Genomic DNA, 21194 nt, shown 5'->3' with positions numbered 1-21194 from the left:
CGCGCCCGGCATCACTCGCACACGGCCGCCCCACGCCGCGCCGGCGCGAACGCCACCGCGCTCGCCGTCGCGAGCACGGCCACGCCCGCCGCGCCGTACACCATCACCCAGCCGAACCCGTGCACGAGCGCCGCGTGCAGTGCCGCGCCGGTCGGGTCGGCCTGGGCGAGCGCCGGTGCAATCGCCTGCAGCCCGTCGGTGCGGCCCGATGCGATTTCCTGCGCGAGCGTACGCAGCGCGCTGCCATCGACCGCGCCCGCGACACCGGCCTTCAGGCTCGCGACGATCCCCGCGACCAGCACGAAGCCCATCATCGCAATATTCAGCGCGAGCGAGATCATCCGCGCGCTCATGTCGATGCCCGATGCCATCCCGGCCCGCGCGCTCGGCACCGCGCCTGTGGTCGTGTTGGTGACGGGCGTGTTCGTGAGCCCGAGCCCGATGCCGGCGATCGCGCAGCCGGGCAGCATCGTGAGCCAGCTCGCGTGCCCGGCCGCGCTGCCGAGCCGCATCAGCGCGAAGCCGGCCGCGATCGTGAACAGGCCGCCCGGGATCACGACACCCGGCCCGTAGCGCAGCGCGAGCCGTTCGCCGAACGGCGGCACGACCAGCGTCGGCAGCGTGTACGCGAGCAACGCGAGGCCGGCCGTCACGCTGTCGTAGCCGAGCGCGACCTGGAACCAGATCGGCAGGTAGATCATGAACGGCCAGAAGCTGAAGTTCATCCCCATCGAGCCGAAGATCGCGCCGGTGAACGCGCGAATCCGGAACACGGAGAAGTCGAACATCGGCCGCGCGCTGGCACGTTCCGCGACGAAGAAGCCGGCCAGTGCAAGCACGGTCGCGCCGAGCACGCCGAGGCCGGCCACGCTCGTCAGCCCGAGCTCCGCGCCCTGCGTGATGTAGAACGCGAGACCGAGCACCGCGAGCGACAGCGTGACGATGCCCGCGACGTCGAGCGTGCCCGCGTGCGGATCGCGCGACTCCTGCACCGCGCCGCCGATCAGCGCGAGCGCGACGGCCGCGAGCGGCGCATGGACGAGGAACACCCACGGCCAGCTCGCCAGCGCGACGATCGCACCGCCGACGATCGGCCCGAAACCGAGCCCGATCCCGAACACGATCCCCCAGATCCCGAACGCGCGGCCGCGCTCGCGGCCCTCGCGGAACTGGTGCGACAGCACGGCAATCTGGCAGATCAGCATCGCGCCGCCACTGGCGCCCTGCAACAGCCGGCCCGCGACGAGCACCGGCACGTTCGGCGCGAGCCCGCACAGCAGCGACGTCGCGCCGAACAGCACGGTGCCGATCACGTACACGCGCTTGCGGTCGAACCGGTCGGCAAGCGTGCCGGCCGCCATCAGCACCGTCGTGCACGCGATCGTGTACGCGTTCATGATCCACTGCATGCCGTTGAAATCGCCATGCAGCACGTGTTCGAGCGTCGGCAGGATCACCGGCACGCTCGAGATTTCGAGGCCGAACATCAGCGACGTGAGACAAACGGCCGCGAGCGCGACCGCATTCCTGCGGGAGTCGGATAGCGTCATGCGTATTGCGCGGCGACCCGCAACGGGCCGCGCGCGCCTCCAGATCGAAGAAGATTCGCCGCGCACGGCCGGCGACGCGCGCTGAGCGGGAATCGGTACTATAGTGAGAATTTCCCTCCCCATTGACGCGTACATTTCTTCGAACTGGGGAATCACAGGACTCAATCAGCGCGACCTTCCATGACCGACAGACTCGACGGCGTGACGACCTTCGTCCAGGTGGTGGAATCGGGCAGCTTCGCGCTCGCCGCGGAGCGGCTCGACATGACGCGCTCGGCGGTCGGCAAGGCGGTCGCGCGGCTCGAGAAGCGGCTCGGCGCGCGGCTCTTGCAGCGCACGACGCGCAGCCAGAGCCTGACCGACGACGGCCAGGCGTACTACGACCGCTGCGTGCGCGCGCTGTCGGAACTGGAAGCGGCGGAAGCCGATCTCGATTGCGGCCGCCACGAGGCGCGCGGCAAGCTGCGGCTGAGCGTGCCGCTCGCGTTCGGGCACCACTGCGTGACGCCCATCGTGCTCGACCTCGCGCGCACCTATCCGCACCTGCGGATCGACGTGTCGATCACCGACCGCTTCGTCGATCTCGTCGAGGAAGGCATCGACCTCGCGGTGCGGATCGGCACGCTCGCCGACAGCACGAGCCTCGCGGTGCGGCGGCTCGGCACGCAATACGGCAGCCTCGGCGCGGCGCCGTCGTATCTCGCCCGCCACGGCATGCCGAAGACGCTCGACGATCTGAAGCACCACCGGACGATCGCGTATTCACGCTCGGGCGTGCCGCAGCCGTGGGACCTGCGTGCGCCGGACGGCTCGACGGTACGCGTCGACATGCAGCATCAACTGAGTTTCGACGACGTGCAGGCGATCGCGACGGCCGGCGCGTCGGGGTTCGGGATCGCGTGGCTGCCGAGCTGGCTGCTCGATTACTACGTGAAGCGCGGCGAGATGACGGTCGTACTCGACCGCTGCTTCGTCTGCGAAGGCGACATTCACGCGCTCTGGCCGAAGACGCGCTACCTGCCGCGCAAGACACGCTGCGTGATCGACGCGCTTGCGCAGGCGGTTCCGCCGATGATCGAGCGCTAGGACGAATTGAAACCGACGCGCCGCGCGGCGCGTCGGGCAATCACGCGGCGCCTAGATCGGCGAGCGGATGCGCAAACAGCTTCCATGGCGACGTCAGGAAATGCCGCACGCGTTCGGCGCGCAGTTCGACGAGCGACGCGGGCGCCCAGCGCGGCTTGCGATCCTTGTCGACCAGATGCGCGCGCACGCCCTCGCAGAAGTCGCCTTCCTCGATCGCGCGCGCGACGATGCCAAGCTCCATCCGGAACGATTCGGCGAGCGTCATCTGCCGGCCGCGCAGCAGCGCTTCGCGCGTCACGTGCAGCATCGTCGGCGAATGGCCGGACAGCGCGTCGAGCGTCGCCTGCAGCCACTGACGGTGCTCGCGCGACAGCTCGTCGCGCGCGAGATCCTGCGTCAGCGTCGCGACGATCCGCTCGACGGTCGAACGCTTGTCGAAGTGGCGGACGATCCATGGCATCTGGCTGTCAAGCACCGCGTGCGGCACGACGTTGCACGGCGGCTCGAACACCTTGCGCAGCGCCGGCAATGCATCGCCGTCCCACTTGACGCCTTCGATGCGCGCTTCGAACGTATCGAGCCACGCGGACGGCACGCACAGGTCCGCGAGCTTCGCGGTCAGCGCGTCGGCGCCCGACAGCATCGCGCCGGTCAGCCCGACGTACAGTTCGAGTTCGACCGGCATGCGCGACAGGAAATGCGTGGCGCCGACATCCGGCACGAGGCCGATGCGGGTCTCCGGCATCGCGATCTTGCTGCGCTCGGTCGCGACGCGCAGCGCCGCGCCTTGCGCGAGGCCCATGCCGCCGCCCATCGTCACGCCGTCCATCAGCGCGACCACCGGCTTCGGAAACGTGTGGATCGCGTAGTCGAGCCGGTATTCGTCGACGAAGAACGGCAGCCAGGTTTCGCGCTGCGCCACCATCCTGTACAGCGCGCGCACGTCGCCGCCCGCGCAGAAGCCCTTCTCGCCCGCGCCGCGCAGCACGACCGCGACGATCTGGTCGTCGTTGCGGCAGCGCTCGAGCAGCGCGGCCAGCTCGCCGATCATCGCGTACGACAGCGCGTTGAGCGCGGCCGGCCGGTTCAGCGTGATCAGCGCCACGCGGTTCACCACGCGGAACAGCACCTCGGGCGCGTGCTCCGCCAAGGTGTCGTGAGTCGTGACCGGCGTGCTCATCGTTCCTGCTCTCCCTCATGCCATTGCGGCGCACGCTTGCCGAGAAACGCGGCCACGCCTTCGCGCGGATCGTTCGTGTCGAACAGGTCGACGAAGCGTTCGCGCTCGACCGCGAGCGCCGCACCGCGCGGCACGCCGCGGCGCGCGAGGCCGATCAGCTCCTTGCTGTACGCGACCGCGTGCGGGCTCTGCCGCGCGACGTTGCGCGCCAGCGCGAGTGCCGCGTCGCGCGCCGCGCCGCTGTCGACCACGTCTTCCACGAGGCCGATCCTGAGCGCCGTCGCCGCGTCGACGCGCGCGCCGGTCAGGATGATCTTCTTCGCCCAGCCTTCGCCGACGAGCCAGGGCAGCGTCTGCGTGCCGAGTCCGCACGGCAGCAGGCCGACCGACGGCTCGGGCAGCGCCATCTGCGCATGCGTCTCGGCGATCCGCAGGTCGCACGCAAGCGCGCATTCGAGGCCGCCGCCCATCGCATAGCCGTTGATCGCCGCGATCGTCACGACGCGCGCATCGTGCAGCGCCTCGAACGCCGCGCCGAAGCGCGACGCCATCTCACGCGCGACCGCGCGGTCGCCGTCGGCGAACGTGTTGAGGTCGGCGCCCGCGCTGAAGAACTTCGGACCGTCGCCCGTGATCACCAGGGCGCGCACGTGCGGGTTTGCATTCAGTTCTGCGACGGTTTCCTGCAGCTGCTGCAGCCCGTCGGCGGTAAAGGCGTTCGCGGGCGGACGCTTGAGCGTCGCGCACGCGATCGCGCCGTCGTCGACGTAGTCCAGTTCGATCATCACGCGTCCTTCTTGGTTGCCGGTTGGTACAGGCGAATCACCGCCGAGAAATCGAGCTGCCCGTCGCCGCGGCTGCTCATCGTCTGGTACAGCTGCTGCGCGAGCGCGCCGAGATAGACGGGCTGGCGCGCCTGCTTCGCGGCGTCGTTCGCGAGGCCGAGATCCTTCAGCATCAGGTCGGTACCGAAGCCGCCCGAGTAGCCGCGCGACGACGGCGCGGTGTCGATCACGCCCGGATACGGGTTGTACGTGTCCGAGCTCCAGCAACGGCCGGTCGACGTGTTGACGATGCCGGCCAGCACCTTCGGGTCGATGCCGAGCGCGACGCCGAGCGACATCGCCTCCGATACGGCCGCCATCGAGATGCCGAGCACGAGGTTGTTGCAGACTTTCGCGACCTGCCCCATGCCCGTCGCGCCGCAGTGGACGATGTTCTTGCCCATGCCGGCGAGCACGGGCTTCACGCGCTCGAAATCGGCGTCGCTGCCGCCGACCATGAAGGTAAGCGTGCCGGCCGCCGCGCCGCCGGTGCCGCCCGATACCGGCGCATCGACGAACGCGCCGCCGTGCTCGCGCACGAGCGCGCCGAACGCCTGCGCGCTCGCCGGGTCGATCGTGCTCGAATCGATCACGGTCGCGCCCGCGCCGAGGCCGGCCAGCACGCCGTTTTCGCCGGTCAGCACCGAGCGCACGTGCGGCGCGGCCGGCAGCATCGTGATCACGAACGTCGCGCCGGATGCGGCATCGCGCGGCGACGCGGCAACCTGCGCGCCGGCGTCCTGCAGTGCACGCAATGCGTCGGCGCTCAAGTCGAACGCGTGCACTTCGTGGCCGGCTTTCAACAGGTTCAGCGCCATCGGCGCACCCATGTGGCCGAGGCCGATAAATCCGATTTTCATTTTCGTGTCCTCCGCCGCTCAATGCAGCCGAATCGTCGTATTCACCGGGCCGGCCGTCGTGTCGTCGTCGAACCAGCGCGCGGTGACCGTCTTCGTCTGCGTGTAGAACTGCACGACCTGCTTGCCGTACGGGCCGAGATCGCCGAGCTTCGACCCGCGCGAACCGGTAAAGCTAAAGAACGGCACCGGCACCGGAATCGGGATGTTGATGCCGACCTGGCCGATGTCGATCTCGCTCTGGAACTTGCGCGCGGCCGCGCCGCTCTGCGTGAACAACCCCACGCCGTTGCCGAACGGATTCGCGTTGACGAGCGCGATCGCTTCGTCGAGCGTGTTGGCTTCGAGCACGACGAGCACCGGGCCGAAGATTTCGTGCGTGTAGATCGACATGTCGGTATTCACGCCCGAGAAGATCGTCGGGCCGATGAAGTTGCCGCTTTCGTAGCCGGCCACCGTCACGTCGCGGCCGTCGAGTTCGAGCTTCGCGCCTTCGTCCACGCCTGCTTCGATCAGCGACAGGATGCGCTCCTTCGCGGTCTTCGACACGACCGGGCCGACGTCGGTGCCGGCTTCCGCGCCCGCGTTCACCTTCAAAAGCTTCGCCTTTGCGACGAGATCGGGCAGCCAGTCGCGCGCGTCGCCCACCAGCACCGCGACCGACGTCGCCATGCAGCGCTGCCCCGCCGCGCCGAAGCCGGCACCGACGAGTGCATTGATCGTCTGCTCGCGGTTTGCATCGGGCAACACCACCGCATGGTTCTTCGCACCCATCATCGACTGCACGCGCTTGCCGTTCGCGCTGCCGAGGTTGTACACGTGCGTGCCGACCGCCGTCGAGCCGACGAACGAGATCGCCTTCACGAGCGGATGCGAGCAGATCGCGTCGACGACTTCCTTGCCGCCGTGCACGACGTTCAGTACACCTTTTGGTATCCCGGCCTCGACCGCGAGCTCGACGAGTTCCATCGTCGACATCGGGTCCTGCTCGGACGGTTTCAGCACGAACGTATTGCCGCACACGATCGCCATCGGGAACATCCACAGCGGAATCATCGCGGGGAAGTTGAACGGCGTGATGCCCGCGCACACGCCGAGCGGCTGGCGCAGCGTGTAGGTGTCGACGCCGCCCGCAACGTTCTCCGCGAATTCGCCGAGCTGCAGCGAGCCGACCGAGCATGCGTGCTCGACCACTTCGAGACCGCGGAAGATGTCGCCTTCGGCATCGGGAATCGTCTTGCCCTGCTCGGCCGTCAGCGTCTTCGCGATGCGCTGCTGGTTCGAGCGCACCAGATCCTGGAACTTCAGCATGATGCGCATGCGTGCGGCGATCGGCGTGTTCTTCCACGTCGCATAGGCGGCGTGCGCGGCCTGCACGGCCGCGTCGACTTCCGCCACGGTCGCGAACGGCACGCGCGCGAGCACCTGCTGCGTCGCCGGGTTGACGATGTCGCGCCACTCGTTCGTGGCGGACTCGACGAAGGCGCCGTCGATCAGCAGCTTGACCGTCGGCACGTCTTGCCCCGTGCGGGGCGTCGAATTCGCGTTCATCGATCCTTTCTCCTTCAGAACGCCGCCCGCATGGAATACCGTACGGGCGGCCGGTTCAGGTCGGCTGCGGCGCGGCCGCTTCAGTGCGGCGCACGGCCCGCGGCCCGGTCACGTCATTTCAGCTCGGCGGCGAAATCTTCTTCCCAGTATTCGCCGGGCATCCGCGCGGTCGCGTCGTCGCCGCGCTCGATCTCGCGGCGGCGCAGCTCGACGCGGCGGATCTTCCCCGAGATCGTCTTCGGCAGCTCCGCGAACTGCAGGCGGCGGATGCGCTTGTACGGCGCGAGCTTTTCGCGCGAGAAGCGGAAAATCTCCAGCGCGAGCGCGGGGCTTTCCTCGTAGCCCTGCCGCAGCGTGATGAAGGTCTTCGGCACCGACAGCCGCACGGGGTCGGGGCTCGGCACGACGGCCGCCTCGGCGATCGCCGGATGCTCGATCAGCACGCTCTCGAGTTCGAACGGGCTCAGCCGGTAGTCGGACGACTTGAACACGTCGTCCGCGCGGCCGATATACACGTAATAACCGTCGTCGCGGCGCATCGCGATGTCCGACGTGCGGTAATGGCCGTCGCGCATCGCGTAGGTCGTCGCGTCGGGGTTGTTCGCGTAGCCGTTCATCAGCCCGACCGGGCGCGGCGCATCGGCGCCGATCGGCAGCGCGACCTCGCCTTCGGTCACGGCCGCGCCGTCCGGATCGAGCAGCGCGATGCGGTAGCCGGGCAGCGGCCGGCCCATCGAGCCCGCGACGACCGGCTGGCCCGGCGAGTTGCCGATCAGGCAGGTCGTCTCGGTCTGGCCGTAGCCGTCGCGGATCGCGATGCCCCACGCCTTCTTCACGCGCTCGATGATCTCGGGATTCAGCGGCTCGCCCGCGCCGACGATCTCGCGCAGCTTCACGTCGAACGACGCGAGCGGCTGCTGCACGAGCATGCGCCACACCGTCGGCGGCGCGCACAGCGTCGTCACCTGGTATTTGACGATCGCATCGAGCACGACCTTCGGCTCGAAGCGCGCGTAGTTGAATGCGAACACGCACGCCTGCGCATTCCACGGCGCGTAGAAGCAGCTCCACGCGTGCTTCGCCCAGCCCGGCGAGCTGATGTTCCAGTGGATGTCGCCCGGCTGCAGGCCGACCCAGTACATCGTCGACAGATGGCCGACCGGATAGGTGCGGTGCGTATGCTCGACGAGCTTCGGCTTCGACGTCGTGCCCGACGTGAAGTACAGCAGCATCGGATCGCCCGCGTGCGTGACCGCGTCCGGCTCGAACGCGGCGCTCGCCGCGTAGCCGTCGTTCATCGCGAGCCAGCCCGCACGCGGCGCGCCGGCGACGATCTGCTGCGCGAGGCCGAGGCCCGGCTGTTCGAATTTCGCGGTTTCGTTCTCGTCGACGATCGCGTATTTCGCGCCGCCGATCTGCACGCGGTCGCGCACGTCGTCGGCCGACAGTTGCGTGGTCGCGGGCAGCACGATCGCACCGAGTTTCATCGCGGCGAGCATCGCGTCCCACAGCTCGACACGGTTCGGCAGCATCAGCAGGATCCGGTCGCCGCGCCCGACACCGATCGCGCGCAGCCAGTTCGCGATCCGCGACGAGCGCTCGGACATCTGCGCGAACGAATACGGATCGCCCGTGCCGGTCGCCGCGTCGACGATCCACAGCGCGGGCTGGTCATTGCCGCGCGCCATCGGGTCGAAGTAGTCGAGCGCCCAGTTGAACGCATCGAGCACCGGCCATTCGAAATCGCGATAGGCGGTTTCGTAGTCGGTGCGATGGCGCAGCAGAAAGTCGCGTGCGTCCAGGAATGCCTGTACCGTCATCGTGTTGTCTCCAGTCTCCATGCCTCGCGGTCAACCGGCGCATGCACTGCAGCGCATGCCCGATTCCCTGTTGCGCGGCGCACGGTCACGTCGTTGCGTGCCGCGTTCACCGCCATGCCCTCGTGCCCTGCGTATCGCTGCCGCCGGCGCGGCCGGCGCGACTCAAAGCTGCCGCGCGATCACCATCCGCTGCACTTCGCTGGTGCCCTCGTAAATCTGCGTGATGCGCGCGTCGCGGTAATGACGCTCGACTTCGTAATCGACCAGGTAGCCGTAGCCGCCGTGGATCTGGATCGCGTCCGAGCACACGCGCTCGGCCATCTCGGACGCGAACAGCTTCGCCTGCGAGGCTTCCGACAGGCACGGCAGCCCGGCCGTGCGCAGCTTCGCCGCGTGATGCACGAGCAGGCGCGCGGCGTTGATCTGCGTGGCCATGTCGGCGAGCTTCTGCTGGATCGCCTGATGCTCGGCGATCGGCTTGCCGAACTGCACGCGCTCGCCCGCATAACGGCGCGCCTTGTCGAACGCGGCGCGCGCGATGCCAAGCGCCTGCGCGGCGATGCCGATGCGCCCGCCCTCGAGATTCGACAGCGCGATCTTCAGCCCTTCGCCGCGATTGCCGAGCAGGTTCTCTTCCGGAATCGCGCAGTTCTCGAACGTGATCGGGCACGTATCCGACGCGCGGATGCCCATCTTCTTCTCGGGCTTGCCGACGATGAAGCCCGGCGTGTCGGTCGGTACCAGGAACGCGGAAATGCCGCGCTTGCCGGCCTCGGGGTCGGTCATGGCAAAAACGATCGCGACACCCGCGCGCCGGCCGTTGGTCACGAACTGCTTCGCGCCGTTCAGCACCCATTTACCGTCGCGCAGCTCCGCACGCGTGCGCAGGTTGTTCGCCTCGGAGCCGGCGTGCGGCTCGGTCAGGCAGAACGCGCCGATCACGCGGCCGGACGCCATGTCGGCCAGCCAGCGGTCCTTCTGCGCCGGCGTGCCGAAGCCGAGGATCGGCCCGCAGCCGACCGAGTTGTGCACGCTCATCAGCGTTGCGCACGCGGCGTCGCCGGCGGCAACCTCCTCCATCGCCAGCGCATACGCGACGTAGTCGGTATACGAGCCGCCCAGCTCCTGCGGCACGATCATCCCGAGCAGGCCGAGTTCGCCGAGCTGCGCGACGACGGCGTCGGGCAGCTGCGCGTCGTGGTCCCACTGCGCGGCGTTCGGCGCCAGCACCTCGGTGGCAAAAGCGCGCGCGGCGTCGCGGATCATCCGCTGGTCTTCGGTGTAAAGCTCGTCCATGGTGCTGCTGTCTCCCGCGGCCGCCGGGCGCGACCGTCCTTGCGTTTCGATGCAACAAGTGTAGGCAAGCGCGCGCGACTGTTCGATGCTCGCGTCGCTCATTTACACTGAGCGTTTTTGCCACACCGGCGACACCGATGAAGCAGGAAGACAAGGGAACCATCGCGATCAGCCTCGTCGCCTACAGCGTCGCGCTCGCCACCCGGCGCGGCGTCGCGGCCGAGCCGCTGCTCGCGCAGGCCGGCATCGCGCCCGCGCTGCTTGGGCAACCGCGCGCACGCGTGTCCGCGCAGCAATACGGCGCGCTGTGGAACGCGATTGCGCGCGCGCTCGACGACGAGTTTTTTGGGCAGGATCGCCACCCGATGCGCTGCGGCAGCTTCATCGCGATGAGCCAGGCCGCGCTGTCCGCGCGCGACGGGCTGCACGCGATGGCGCGCGCGGTGAATTTCATGCACTGCGTGCTCGACGACCTGCACGCGGAACTCGACGCGAACCCGCAGCGCGTGCGGTTGCGCTTCGTGCACCGCAACAACGGCGCGACGCCCGCGATGTTCACGTACGCGACCTATTTCATCATCGTCTACGGGCTCACCTGCTGGCTGATCGGGCGGCGCATCCCGCTGCTGCATGCGAGCTTCCGCTGCGACACGCCGCCCGCCGACCACGAATATCCGTCGATGTTCTGCGACGACATGCGTTTCAACGAGCCCGATTCGTATGTCGATTTCGATCCCGAATTCGCGACGCTGCCGGTCGTGCAGAACGCGAAGACGCTGAAGACCTTCCTGCGCAACGCGCCGGCGAGCTTCATCGTCAAGTACCGCAACCCGAACGCGCTCGCGCAGCGGGTGCGCGCGGTGCTGCGCGGGATGCCGCCCGCCGCGTGGCCGGGCGCGGGCGGGATGGCCGCGCGGCTGCACGTGGCCGAGGCCACGCTGCGCCGCAAGCTGCACCAGGAAGGCCACGCGTACCAGTCGATCAAGGACACGCTGCGGCGCGATCTCGCGTTCGAGGCACTGGCCGACCCCGCCCGCACGATCGCCGACGTCGCGGCCGCGACCGGCTTCGCGGAGCCGAGCGCGTTCTACCGCGCGTTTCGCAAATGGAGCGGCCGCAGTCCGGCCGACTATCGCGACGAAGTGCTCGCGCGGGGCGGCGGCGCGGGCTGAATCCGGCCGGCGCGGCCGCGCCTTCGCGCTTTCCGCCGAAACCGCCTAATCTTTAAGCATCGGGCCAACGCCCTTTCCGCGAGCCGGACAGCGCGCGTCCGCGCGCCGCCCGGACGCCCCGATGCGCTTCCACCGTCACGGGCCTCCGCCGGCGCCTTCCGCGCCCGACGGCCGCCCCCGTCACCCGCTGTCCGCGCGGGTCGCGCGCGCCGCGCTGTTCGCGGCGCTGCTCGTCGTGTGTGCCGTGGCCGCCGCGCCGGCGCCCGTCGAGGCGCCCGCCGCTCGCCCGGTCATCGTGATCCCCATCAACGGCGCGATCGGGCCGGCCAGCGCCGATTTCATCGTTCGCTCGCTCGAGCGCGCCGCGCGCGAGCACGCGCCGCTCGCGATCCTGCAGCTCGACACGCCCGGCGGCCTCGACACGTCGATGCGGCAGATCATCAAGGCGATCCTCGGCTCGCCGGTGCCGGTCGCCGCGTTCGTCGCGCCGGGCGGCGCGCGGGCCGCGAGCGCCGGCACCTACATCGTCTATGCGAGCCACTTCGCGGCGATGGCGCCCGGCACCAATCTCGGCGCGGCGTCGCCCGTGCAGATCGGCGTCGGCGGCGCCGCGCCGCCGGGCGCGAACCCCGCTGCGCCACGGGCGCCCCCGGCCGGGACGTCGGGTGCATCGGGTGCCTCGGGCTCGTCGCCGGCCGCGCTGCCGACCGACACGCAATCGACCGAGATCCGCAAGGCGATGCAGGACGCCTCGGCCTATATCCGCGGCCTCGCGCAGTTGCGCGGGCGCAATGCCGAATGGGCCGAGCGCGCGGTGCGCGAAGCCGTCAGCCTGTCGGCCAGCGAGGCGCGCGCGCAGCACGTCGTCGACCTGATCGCGCAGGATCCGGCCGACCTCGCGCGCCAGCTCGATGGCCGCAGCGCGACGACCACCGCCGGCACGGTGCGGCTCGCCACCGCGCATGCGCCGCTCGTCGTGGTCGAACCCGACTGGCGCAGCCGCTTCCTGTTGATCATCGCCGATCCGAACGTCGCGCTGATCCTGCTGACGATCGGCATCTACGGCCTGTTCTTCGAATTCGCGAACCCCGGCTTCGTGCTGCCGGGCGTCGCCGGCACGATCTGCCTGCTGGTCGGGCTGTTCGCGATGCAGTTGCTGCCGATCAGCTATGCGGGCCTCGGCCTCGTGCTGCTCGGTCTCGGCTGCCTCGTCGCCGAGGCGTTCCTGCCGACCTTCGGCGTGCTCGGTTTCGGCGGGATCGTGTCGTTCACGATCGGCGCGCTGATGCTGATCGACACCGATGTGCCCGGCTACGGGATTCCGTGGCCCGTCATTGCGAGCCTCGCGCTCGGCGGCGGGTTGCTCGTCGCGGGCGTGTCGAGCGTCGCGCTGCGCGCGCGGCGGCGCCCGGTCGTGACGGGCGCCGAGGCGATGCTCGGCAGCATCGGCGAAGTGCTCGACGACGGCCTGCATGCGGACCAGCCGCGCGACGGCGACCCCGCGCCGTCGGCTGCCGGCTGGGCGCTCGTGCACGGCGAGCGGTGGCGCGTCGCGAGCAGCGCGCCGCTGGCCGCCGGTTGCCGCGTGCGCGTCACGGGCCGCCACGGGCTGATGCTCACCGTCGCGCCGCTGTATGACACGCCGGTGCAAGAACAACACCACGGAGAACCGTCATGATGGGTTACACGTTCGGCTTCAGCAGCGTTCTGATCGTCTTCGTCGTCGTACTCGTCGCATCGTCGATCCGCATCTTCCGCGAGTACGAGCGCGGCGTCGTGTTCATGCTCGGCCGGTTCTGGAAAGTGAAGGGGCCAGGGCTCGTGCTGATCATCCCGATCGTCCAGCAGGTCGTGCGGATCGACCTGCGCACCGTCGTGTTCGACGTGCCGCCACAGGACGTGATCACGCGCGACAACGTGTCGGTGAAGGTCAACGCAGTCGTGTATTTCCGCGTCGTCGACCCGGAGAAGGCCGTGATCCAGGTCGCGCGCTTCTTCGACGCGACCAGCCAGCTCTCGCAGACGACGCTGCGTTCGGTGCTCGGCAAGCACGAACTCGACGCGCTGCTCGCCGAGCGCGAGCAGTTGAACGCCGACATCCAGAAGACGCTCGACGCGCAAACCGATGCGTGGGGGATCAAGGTGTCGACGGTCGAGATCAAGCACGTCGACCTGAACGAAACGATGATCCGTGCGATCGCGCGGCAGGCCGAGGCCGAGCGCGAACGGCGCGCGAAGGTGATTCATGCGGAAGGGGAATTGCAGGCATCGGAGAAACTGCTGCAGGCCGCGCAAACGCTCGCGCGGCAGCCGCAGGCGATGCAACTGCGCTACCTGCAGACGCTGACGACGATCGCCGCGGACAAGAACTCGACGATCGTGTTTCCGCTGCCGATCGATTTGCTGGGAGCGTTGCTGGAGCGGTTGGGGGCGCCGCGCGAGCGCTGAGACGCTCGTTTTCCGGCCCGCGCGACGCTGCCGTCGATCCCGATGGACGCCGGGCAGCAGCGGCCCGGCGCCCCGCGCTCGTCAAGCCAGCAGCTTGCGATCGGTCTTGCCGTACTTGATCGACTTCTCGTCCGGGATCATCAGGCCCGTGTGCTCGTCGCGGCCCTGCAGCAGGAAGCGCGCGTCCGACTTGCCGATCTGCTCGGCCGCGAGCTTGCTGTCCGCGCCGATCTCGCCCTTCTTCATCCGGTTGACGATCACGCCGGCCGCGGTGTCCTTGAAATCGCGCAGCATCCACGCGTCGCCGTCGCTGTCGCCGAACACCAGCAGCGGACCGTAGCCTTTCTTCGACGCGAGCACGTTGCGAATTCCGACCGTCTTGCCGGGCCCCCAGTTGAAGTGCCAGCCGGCCGGATAGGTGCTCGTGTACTTGCCGTCCTGCATGTCGAGACGCAGCCCGATCACATTCTCCGGCGGCACGCCGTAGCCGTAGTTCGGATGGCCGGCGAACACGCGCACGACGTCGTCGAGCGACGCGGTGCTCACGTACACGTCGATGCCGTTCGCGCGCAGCGTGTGCATCACCGCGCGGATTTCCTCGTGGATGCGGATGCCGTGGAAATGCGTGTCGGCGACCACGCCGGCCTTGCCCGGCAGCGTCTTCGGGCTTTCGTAGCGGACCTTGCGCAGCGCATCGCCGATACCGTAGTTGTCCGACGCTTCCGCCATCGCCTGCAGCTCGGCGGTCGTCATGTTCTTGTAGAAGTAGATGATCCACTTGTAGCCGATCTCGAGCGGATGCGTGTCGCAGATCGCGTCGTACATGAAGTACAGCTTCGCGCGGAAATCCTTGAACTGATCGGTCTCGCGAATCTCGTCGAGGCTCTTGTCGCCGCCGAATCCCTTGTAGTTCGCGTAAAGCCACCGATAGTCGGATTCGACGTCGGCGGCGAGATCCTCCATCGTCACCGGCTTGCCGTCGATCGTCGTGTAGTCCTTCATGAACGCGCCCTTCGGCACGTCCTTCCACATCACGCCGACGAATTCGTCCGGCGTCAGCTTGTACTGCAGATGGTTGATCTGGTACATCAGCAACGCCTCTTCGCAGTCGTTCATGATGCACGTGTTGTCCCAGTCGAACACCGCGTACGGGCGGCGCTTTTCGTCGTAGTGCGCGCTCGCGACGCCATGCCGGTCGAGCACCGCCTGCAGGCGCGCGGCGTTGAACGGCGACCAGCGGCCCGGGTCCAGCGCATCCGGCGCGGTTGCGCTCTTCGCGTCGGCCGTACCGGCCTTTAGCATCAGCGACGTCGCAGCAGTCGCTGCGGCAAGGGTATTCATGAACTGGCGGCGTTGCATGGTCTCTCTCCGTGGAAATGTCGAATCTCGAATCGGCTTCGGGCACTGCCCCGCGCGGCGCACCGCGCACCGGCGGCTCATCGGCGCGGCGAAGCCGGGACGGCTCCGAACCGGGGGCGAATGATGTGACGAAATTATTTCGGCAATTTGACAGCGTCACGTCGCGACGCGACGGGGACTTGATCCGGCGCGACATGCCGGGCCGTCGCAAGGCGGCCGCACGCGCGCGGCCATCCGGGCCGGCGCCGGAACCGCTCGTGACAACGTCCGGCCGGGGCCCCTGATCCCTGCGTGCGCGCCGACGGCCATCCGGCCCCAACCGCCGGCAACCTAGAGTCTCCCCTCCATTTCGGCCCTTCATTAGGAGAAATCCTCACCCCCGGGGGCTGGCGCGCCACGCCGAACCCGCTATTATCGTTACATCAATCAATGGCACATTAAATGCTGACTGAATAATTCGCGACGGGAACACCAGCGGATGCATTCCGGATCAGCGCCCTGCTTTGCACAGGACCCGAGTAAGCGCGGAAGCGCCAACTCTGGCCGACATTTGGAGACGCACCATGTCCGATCACCCGCTGCCGGAAGTCCACCTCGACGAGCTGCCGCAATTCCGCGCGGTCCAGCAGCTTGCGTACCGCTGCGTCGAAACCGTCGGCGCGATGCTCTACCCGGGCATCACCGAGAAGGAAGCCGCGCGCCTGCTGACCGAATGGCTGCAGGACAACGGCGTGCACGACTGGCTGCACAAGCCGTTCGCGTGGTTCGGCGACCGCACCGCGTTCAAAGGCTTCTCGGGCCTCAAACACATGGGCGGCTTCAATCTCGCGTTCTTCCCGAGCAACCGGCAGCTCGAAACCGACATGCCGGTGATCCTCGACGTCGCGCCCGTGCTCGACGGCATCGTCGCCGACGTCGGCTATGCGCACTGCCTCGGCGAGAACCCGATCCTCGAACAACTTCAGGACGACCTGATGGACCACCGCGACATGATCGTGCGGCTCGTGAAGGAGCGCCGGTCGATGGCCGAGGTTGCGCAGGAAGTGGACGCGCTGTGCCGCCGCCAGGGCGTCGAACCGCGCCACAAGGCCTATCCGTTCAAGGTGCTCGCGCATCGCGTCGCGAAGATCCACAAGCTGTCGAAGCCGCGCTTCGTCGCGCGTTTCGGGCTGAATGCGACGCGCAACCTGCTGCTCGACCAGGGCCGCGCGGCGAAGCAGCAAGGCTGGTCGCCGCTATGGTCGATCGACCGCCGCTCCGAGCATGCGCCCGTGCCGGGCCTGTGGGCGGTCGAGCCGCATCTCGGCTTCGCCGGTGTCGGCGCGAAATTCGAGGAACTGCTCGTGATCACTGACGACGACGCGTACTGGCTCGACAACGACCTGCCGCACGTGCGCCGCTGGCAGCGCCGCCAGGCCGAACGCACGCAGGCCGTTGCAACCGTGCAGGCCGCCGCCTGACACCCCCGCTCCCCGACTCCCTGAACAACGGACTCACGATGCAGCCTCTTTCCGACGAAGCGCCGCTGGCCCTGTTCGAATCGGTTCACAGCGAGACGGCGGTCGCCTCCGGCGACCTGACGCTCGCAGTCAGGACCTGGGGCGACCCGGCCCGTTCGCCGGTCGTGCTGGTGCACGGCTATCCCGACGACAGCAGCGTCTGGCAGCACGTCGCGCCGCTGCTCGCGCACAAGCATTACGTGATCGCGTACGACGTGCGCGGCGCGGGCCTGTCCGGCGTGCCGAAGCGCACGGCCGACTACCACCTCGCGAAACTGACCGACGACTTCATCGCGGTGATCGACGCGCTCTGCCCCAGCCGCGCCGTGCACCTGATCGCGCACGACTGGGGCTCGATCCAGGGCTGGGAATTCGTCACCGATCCGCGGCTCGCCGGCCGCATCGCGTCATACACGTCGTGCTCGGGGCCGTGCCTCGACCACGTCGGCTTCTGGCTGCGCGAGCGCGTGCTGCGCCCGACGCCCGCGTCGTTGGCCAAGCTCGGCGGCCAGCTCCTGCGGTCGTGGTACGTGTACCTGTTCCACCTGCCGTTCATCCCCGAGCTCGGCTGGCGGCTTTGGCTCGGCCGCGCCTGGCCGCGCCTGCTGCGCCGGATCGAAAAGACGCCCGTCACGCCGCGCGCCACGCAGGCCGATGACGGCGCGCGCGGCGTGCGCCTCTATCGCGCGAACTTCATCCGCTGCCTGTTCGTGCCGCGCGAACGCTACGCGCATGCGCCCGTGCAGACGATCGTGCCGCTCGGCGACAGGTACGTGAGCCCCGCGCTGTCCGAGAACCTGTCGCGCTGGGTGCCGCAGTACTACCGCCGCGAGGTCGCGGCCGGCCACTGGCTGCCGCTCGCCGATCCCGCGCGCTTCGCGGACCTCGCCGGGCAACTGATCGACGCGGTCGAATCGGGCAACGAACCGCCCGCGCTCGCCAACGCGCGCCGCCGCGCGACGAGCGGGCGCTTCAGCGGCAAGGTCGCGGTCGTCACCGGCGCCGGCAGCGGCATCGGCCGCTGCGCGGCCCTCGCGTTCGCGCGCGAAGGCGCGACGGTCGTCGCGTGCGACATCGATCTCGCCAGCGCCGAGCGCACCGCGCTGTTGATCGGGCTGACCGGTGCGCAGGCGCACGCGAAACGCGTCGACGTCGGGTCCGCCGACGAGATGGAAGCGCTGGCGGCCTGGGTCGGCAGCGAACTCGGCGGCGCGGACATCGTGATCAACAACGCGGGCATCGGCATGGCCGGCGGCATCCTCGACACCAGCACGCGGCACTGGGAGCGCATCCTGCACGTGAACCTGTGGGGCGTGATCCACGGCTCGCGGCTGTTCGCGCAGCAGATGGCCGCGCGCGGCACCGGCGGCCACATCGTCAACACCGCGTCGGCCGCCGCGTTCGGGCCGTCGCGCGACCTGCCCGCCTATGCGACGACGAAGGCCGCCGTACTGATGCTCAGCGAATGCATGCGCGCGGAACTTGCGGACAAAGGCATCGGCGTGACGGCCGTGTGCCCCGGCTTCGCGGAAACCGGAATCATGGCGTCGACGCAGTACGCCGGCGCCAACGCGCAGGACGAAGCACGGCTGCGCAAGCGCGCAACCAGGCTGTACCAGATGCGCGGCCTGAAACCCGAAACCGTCGCGCAGGCGATGGTCGACGGCGTGCTGCGCAACCGCCCCGTCGTCGCGGTCGGCGGCGAAGCGCATGCGATGCGCTTTGTCGGCCGCTTCATGCCGTGGCTCGGCCGGATGATCGCCCGCGTCAGCATGGCATCGCATTGACGGCGCATGACGCCGCACACGGAGACACCCATGACCGAACCCGCCGAATATCACAAGATCAAGGCCCGGCACGTGAAGTTCGACTTCAGCGACACGCCGATCACCTGGGTGCCGAACGACCCGGGCAGCACGCACATCATCAACACGCTGAACCTGCTGTTCCCGGAAGGCGAGCTGTGGTTCTGCCGCGTGTACAACAAGGCGCTGCCGCTGATCGCCGATGCGCGCCTGCACGACGAGGCCGAAGGCTTCCTGCGTCAGGAAGCCGTGCATTCGCGCTCGCACGGCGGCGTGCTCAAGCACTACTACGACCGGCACGGGATCGACACGAAGCCGTTCACGCAAAAGCTCAACCGGCTGTTCACGCGCGTGCTCGGCGAACAGCCGCTCGGGCTGAAGATCGGCCATACGCGTTTCTGGCTGCGGCAGCAGCTCGCGGTGATCGCGTCGCTCGAGCATTTCTTCGGTTATCTCGGCAACTGGGTGCTCAACGCGCACGGGCTCGACGAAAGCAAGGCCGATCCGACGATGGTCGACCTGCTGCGCTGGCACGGCGCCGAGGAAGTCGAGCATCGCACCGTCGCGTTCGACATCTACCGGCACCTGGGCGGCACCTATCCGGAGCGCTGCATGCACATGGCGTTCGTGATCCTGCTGCTGCTCTACTACATCACGACCGGCGCGAAGTTCATGTACACGCGCGACCCGGACGCCGGCCGCTACCCGGGCTTCGTGCGCGCGTGGTGGCAGGGTTCGCGGCGCGGGCACCTGCCGTCGTTCTGGAAGGTGATCGGCGCGGCGCTGCGCTATTTCAAGCCGAGCTATACGCCGCACCACGAAGGTTCGACCGAGCAGGCGCTCGAATACCTCGCGCGCTCGCCGGCCGCGCAGGCGGCCGCGCACGGCGGCAACTGGGGCACGACGAAGGGCGCGTAACCGGGTTTCTTGCGGGTGCGGCGGGCAGCGCCCGCCGAAATGCGTACAATCGCGGCTTCATTTCCCGGAGGTGCTGCGATGACCATGAAGAAAACCGATCTCGAAAAGAACAAGGCGCTCAAGCTGACGCAAGCAATGAAGCAGTCGGGCGCCGCGCGTTTCGGCAAGAGTGCCGACGACGCGGCCAAGCTCGACCGCCGCGCGCAGCGCAAGCTCGACCAGGAGCAAGGGCTCGTGCCGTTCGCGTGCAAGCTCAACGCCGAACTCGTCGAACAGCTCAAGGCGCGCGCGGCCACACATCCCGAAGGGATGACGGGCCTGCTGTCCGAACTGCTCGTGAACGGGCTCGCGCAACGCGACGCGTAACCGCCACGTATCTCAAAAAATAACGTTGACATCACCGCGCTGCCACGACAAACTCGTTCGCATGCCTACGTTCAAGCTCATCGCCATCGCGAATCATTGCCCGGTGAACATTCGAAAGAATGGATCACGGGAGGCGCTTGTGCGTTAGCATCCGAGCAGTACCGCATGTCACACAAGGCCTCACCGGAAACGGATGAGGCCTTTTTGTTCTGGTGCACGTCATCCGTCCGGTTCACTGAGTGGAGAAGACGATGGACCAGGCAAGCCCGCTGTTTGACCGTCCCGATCGGCGCCGCGCCGGCACGATCGCGTTACCGACTGTCGTGATCCGTTTCGCGGTCGCGCCGCGCACCACGATGACCTGGCGCGCGCCGCAAGACGCGGAGATTCGCGCGCACGGCTCGGCGCTGTGGATCACGCGCCCGCCGAGCATCGACGATTACTGGGTACGGCCCGGCGACGTGCTGCGCATCGCGCGCGGCGACCGCATCTGGCTCGGCACCGATGCCGACCGGTCGGCCGAAGCGTCGATCACGATCGCTTACGTGCGTCGCGGCGAGCGGTTCAGACGCACGCTCGCGCAAGTGCAACGTTTGCTCGTCGGGGTATGGCGAAGAAGTGGATGATTGACTTGACGCGCCGTCACGCACGCGAGACGCGGAACGGCCGCAACCGGAAACGGACGCACCCGCAGCGCAACGCGCCGCGGGTGCGCATCGAATGACGCGGCACGCAGATGCATGCCGCGAGCGATCGCGCGCCGTGCGCAGCCACCGGATGCAGCACGTGCATCAGGTGCTGGCGGCGAGACGCGGGCCCGTGCCTCGTGGAGTGGAATCGAGCTCGGGTCGTTGCGATGCCTGCGAGGTCACCCACGGATCGATGCCCTGCTTCTGCACCTCCTCGAGGAATGACACACGTGCGCGCCAGTAATCCGCTTGTAATTTCGCATCGATGACACGCTGTTCGGCTGTGAACAGTTCCATGCGCGCCGTCACGAGCATCGACGCAGCGGTTTTTTCCGGCGTGGGGGCGTGTCGCATCGCCCAACGGCTGATCCAGTTCAACATGCTGACCTCCGTGATTACGGACGAACCCGCATCGGGCAATCGCAATCGGCCGTGCCTGCCCGAACGCGCAACGGCCTTGACCGCACTTCACCGCCTGGCCTGCACGGACTGCGACTCCCCCGCATCGGCAATTACCGGCCGGCGCGTGCATGCGCGGTGTATCTATCCTAGAAAGACTTGCCGGTTTACGCGATGGGGTCTTGCAATCTTTTACACAGAAACCACAGTCGCCCCCGCATCGCAAAATGACAGTTGCGGACGGGACGGCTTCGGCGCACGATAGCCCGAATCTGAACCCGCCCGGACTGACGAACGGCCGCTGCACGCCGTTGCGCATCCGCACCGGCCGCGCACGCGGGTTCGCGCACATGCAATGCCTGCACCGCACTCGTG

Annotated in this window: 18 protein-coding genes; 9 read left to right on the top strand and 9 right to left on the bottom strand. The window is 68.4% G+C overall.

Annotated elements, in window-relative coordinates:
* Positions 1-11: 11 nt before the first annotated feature.
* On the bottom strand, positions 12-1550 hold the full coding sequence (locus CUJ89_RS20535; protein ID WP_114179311.1) for an MFS transporter: 1539 nt from the start codon (positions 1548-1550) through the stop codon (positions 12-14).
* 180 nt (positions 1551-1730) lie between these two features.
* On the opposite strand from CUJ89_RS20535, the gene CUJ89_RS20530 reads away from it, so the two are divergent.
* Positions 1731-2636, top strand: a complete 906-nt coding sequence (locus CUJ89_RS20530; protein ID WP_114179310.1) for a LysR family transcriptional regulator — start codon at positions 1731-1733, stop codon at positions 2634-2636.
* Positions 2637-2676: 40 nt separating this feature from the next.
* Here the strand turns inward: CUJ89_RS20530 and CUJ89_RS20525 are convergent, their stop codons facing one another.
* The 6 genes from CUJ89_RS20525 to CUJ89_RS20495 form a co-directional block, all read right to left on the bottom strand.
* Positions 2677-3816: an enoyl-CoA hydratase/isomerase family protein gene (locus CUJ89_RS20525; protein ID WP_114179309.1), complete on the bottom strand. Its 1140-nt coding sequence runs from the start codon at positions 3814-3816 to the stop codon at positions 2677-2679.
* Positions 3813-4601, bottom strand: coding sequence for an enoyl-CoA hydratase (locus tag CUJ89_RS20520; RefSeq protein ID WP_114179308.1), 789 nt, complete (start codon positions 4599-4601; stop codon positions 3813-3815). Before CUJ89_RS20520 ends, CUJ89_RS20525 begins: the two co-directional genes overlap by 4 nt.
* Positions 4601-5500, bottom strand: a complete 900-nt coding sequence (gene mmsB / locus CUJ89_RS20515; protein ID WP_046548443.1) for a 3-hydroxyisobutyrate dehydrogenase — start codon at positions 5498-5500, stop codon at positions 4601-4603. Before mmsB ends, CUJ89_RS20520 begins: the two co-directional genes overlap by 1 nt.
* Positions 5501-5518: 18 nt before the next feature.
* Positions 5519-7048: a CoA-acylating methylmalonate-semialdehyde dehydrogenase gene (locus CUJ89_RS20510; protein WP_114179307.1), complete on the bottom strand. Its 1530-nt coding sequence runs from the start codon at positions 7046-7048 to the stop codon at positions 5519-5521.
* 113 nt (positions 7049-7161) lie between these two features.
* Complete coding sequence (locus CUJ89_RS20505; protein ID WP_114179306.1) at positions 7162-8868, bottom strand: AMP-binding protein; 1707 nt, start codon at positions 8866-8868, stop codon at positions 7162-7164.
* A gap of 162 nt (positions 8869-9030) precedes the next feature.
* Complete coding sequence (locus tag CUJ89_RS20495; protein ID WP_114181469.1) at positions 9031-10164, bottom strand: acyl-CoA dehydrogenase; 1134 nt, start codon at positions 10162-10164, stop codon at positions 9031-9033.
* A 137-nt stretch (positions 10165-10301) separates the two neighbouring features.
* Between CUJ89_RS20495 and CUJ89_RS20490 the strand changes: the two genes are divergently transcribed.
* From CUJ89_RS20490 to CUJ89_RS20480, 3 genes are all read left to right on the top strand, one after another.
* Complete coding sequence (locus CUJ89_RS20490) at positions 10302-11336, top strand: AraC family transcriptional regulator (protein ID WP_114179305.1); 1035 nt, start codon at positions 10302-10304, stop codon at positions 11334-11336.
* A gap of 121 nt (positions 11337-11457) precedes the next feature.
* The gene (locus tag CUJ89_RS20485; protein WP_114179304.1) at positions 11458-13014 is read left to right on the top strand and encodes an NfeD family protein; all 1557 of its coding nucleotides are present in this window, start codon (positions 11458-11460) and stop codon (positions 13012-13014) included.
* Positions 13011-13784 (top strand): slipin family protein, encoded by a 774-nt coding sequence (locus CUJ89_RS20480; RefSeq protein ID WP_114179303.1) that lies wholly within the window; start codon positions 13011-13013, stop codon positions 13782-13784. Before CUJ89_RS20485 ends, CUJ89_RS20480 begins: the two co-directional genes overlap by 4 nt.
* An 81-nt stretch (positions 13785-13865) precedes the next feature.
* Here CUJ89_RS20480 and CUJ89_RS20475 read toward each other — a convergent pair whose 3' ends face one another.
* Positions 13866-15143 (bottom strand): haloacid dehalogenase-like hydrolase, encoded by a 1278-nt coding sequence (locus tag CUJ89_RS20475; RefSeq protein ID WP_114179302.1) that lies wholly within the window; start codon positions 15141-15143, stop codon positions 13866-13868.
* Positions 15144-15706: 563 nt separating this feature from the next.
* On the opposite strand from CUJ89_RS20475, the gene CUJ89_RS20470 reads away from it, so the two are divergent.
* The 5 genes from CUJ89_RS20470 (at position 15707) to CUJ89_RS20450 (ending at position 20357) form a co-directional block, all read left to right on the top strand.
* The gene (locus tag CUJ89_RS20470; RefSeq protein WP_114179301.1) at positions 15707-16603 is read left to right on the top strand and encodes a M24 family metallopeptidase; all 897 of its coding nucleotides are present in this window, start codon (positions 15707-15709) and stop codon (positions 16601-16603) included.
* A 38-nt stretch (positions 16604-16641) separates the two neighbouring features.
* On the top strand, positions 16642-18429 hold the full coding sequence (locus CUJ89_RS20465; protein ID WP_114179300.1) for an SDR family oxidoreductase: 1788 nt from the start codon (positions 16642-16644) through the stop codon (positions 18427-18429).
* Between the two features lie 30 nt (positions 18430-18459).
* A complete protein-coding gene (locus tag CUJ89_RS20460) occupies positions 18460-19365 on the top strand; it encodes a metal-dependent hydrolase (RefSeq protein WP_114179299.1) in 906 nt (301 codons plus the stop codon).
* Positions 19366-19443: 78 nt separating this feature from the next.
* Positions 19444-19731: a hypothetical protein gene (locus CUJ89_RS20455; RefSeq protein ID WP_114179298.1), complete on the top strand. Its 288-nt coding sequence runs from the start codon at positions 19444-19446 to the stop codon at positions 19729-19731.
* Between the two features lie 251 nt (positions 19732-19982).
* Complete coding sequence (locus CUJ89_RS20450) at positions 19983-20357, top strand: DUF2917 domain-containing protein (protein WP_114179297.1); 375 nt, start codon at positions 19983-19985, stop codon at positions 20355-20357.
* Between the two features lie 165 nt (positions 20358-20522).
* Here CUJ89_RS20450 and CUJ89_RS20445 read toward each other — a convergent pair whose 3' ends face one another.
* Positions 20523-20801 carry a hypothetical protein gene (locus CUJ89_RS20445; RefSeq protein ID WP_114181468.1) on the bottom strand — a complete coding sequence of 93 codons (279 nt, stop codon included), beginning with the start codon at positions 20799-20801 and terminating at the stop codon, positions 20523-20525.
* Between the last annotated feature and the right edge of the window lie 393 nt (positions 20802-21194).

The sequence above is a fragment of the Burkholderia pyrrocinia genome, assembly GCF_003330765.1.
Classification (GTDB): Bacteria; Pseudomonadota; Gammaproteobacteria; order Burkholderiales; family Burkholderiaceae; genus Burkholderia; species Burkholderia pyrrocinia_B.
Note: the sequence above shows the minus strand (reverse complement) of the source record. Positions and strands in the feature narration are given on the sequence as shown.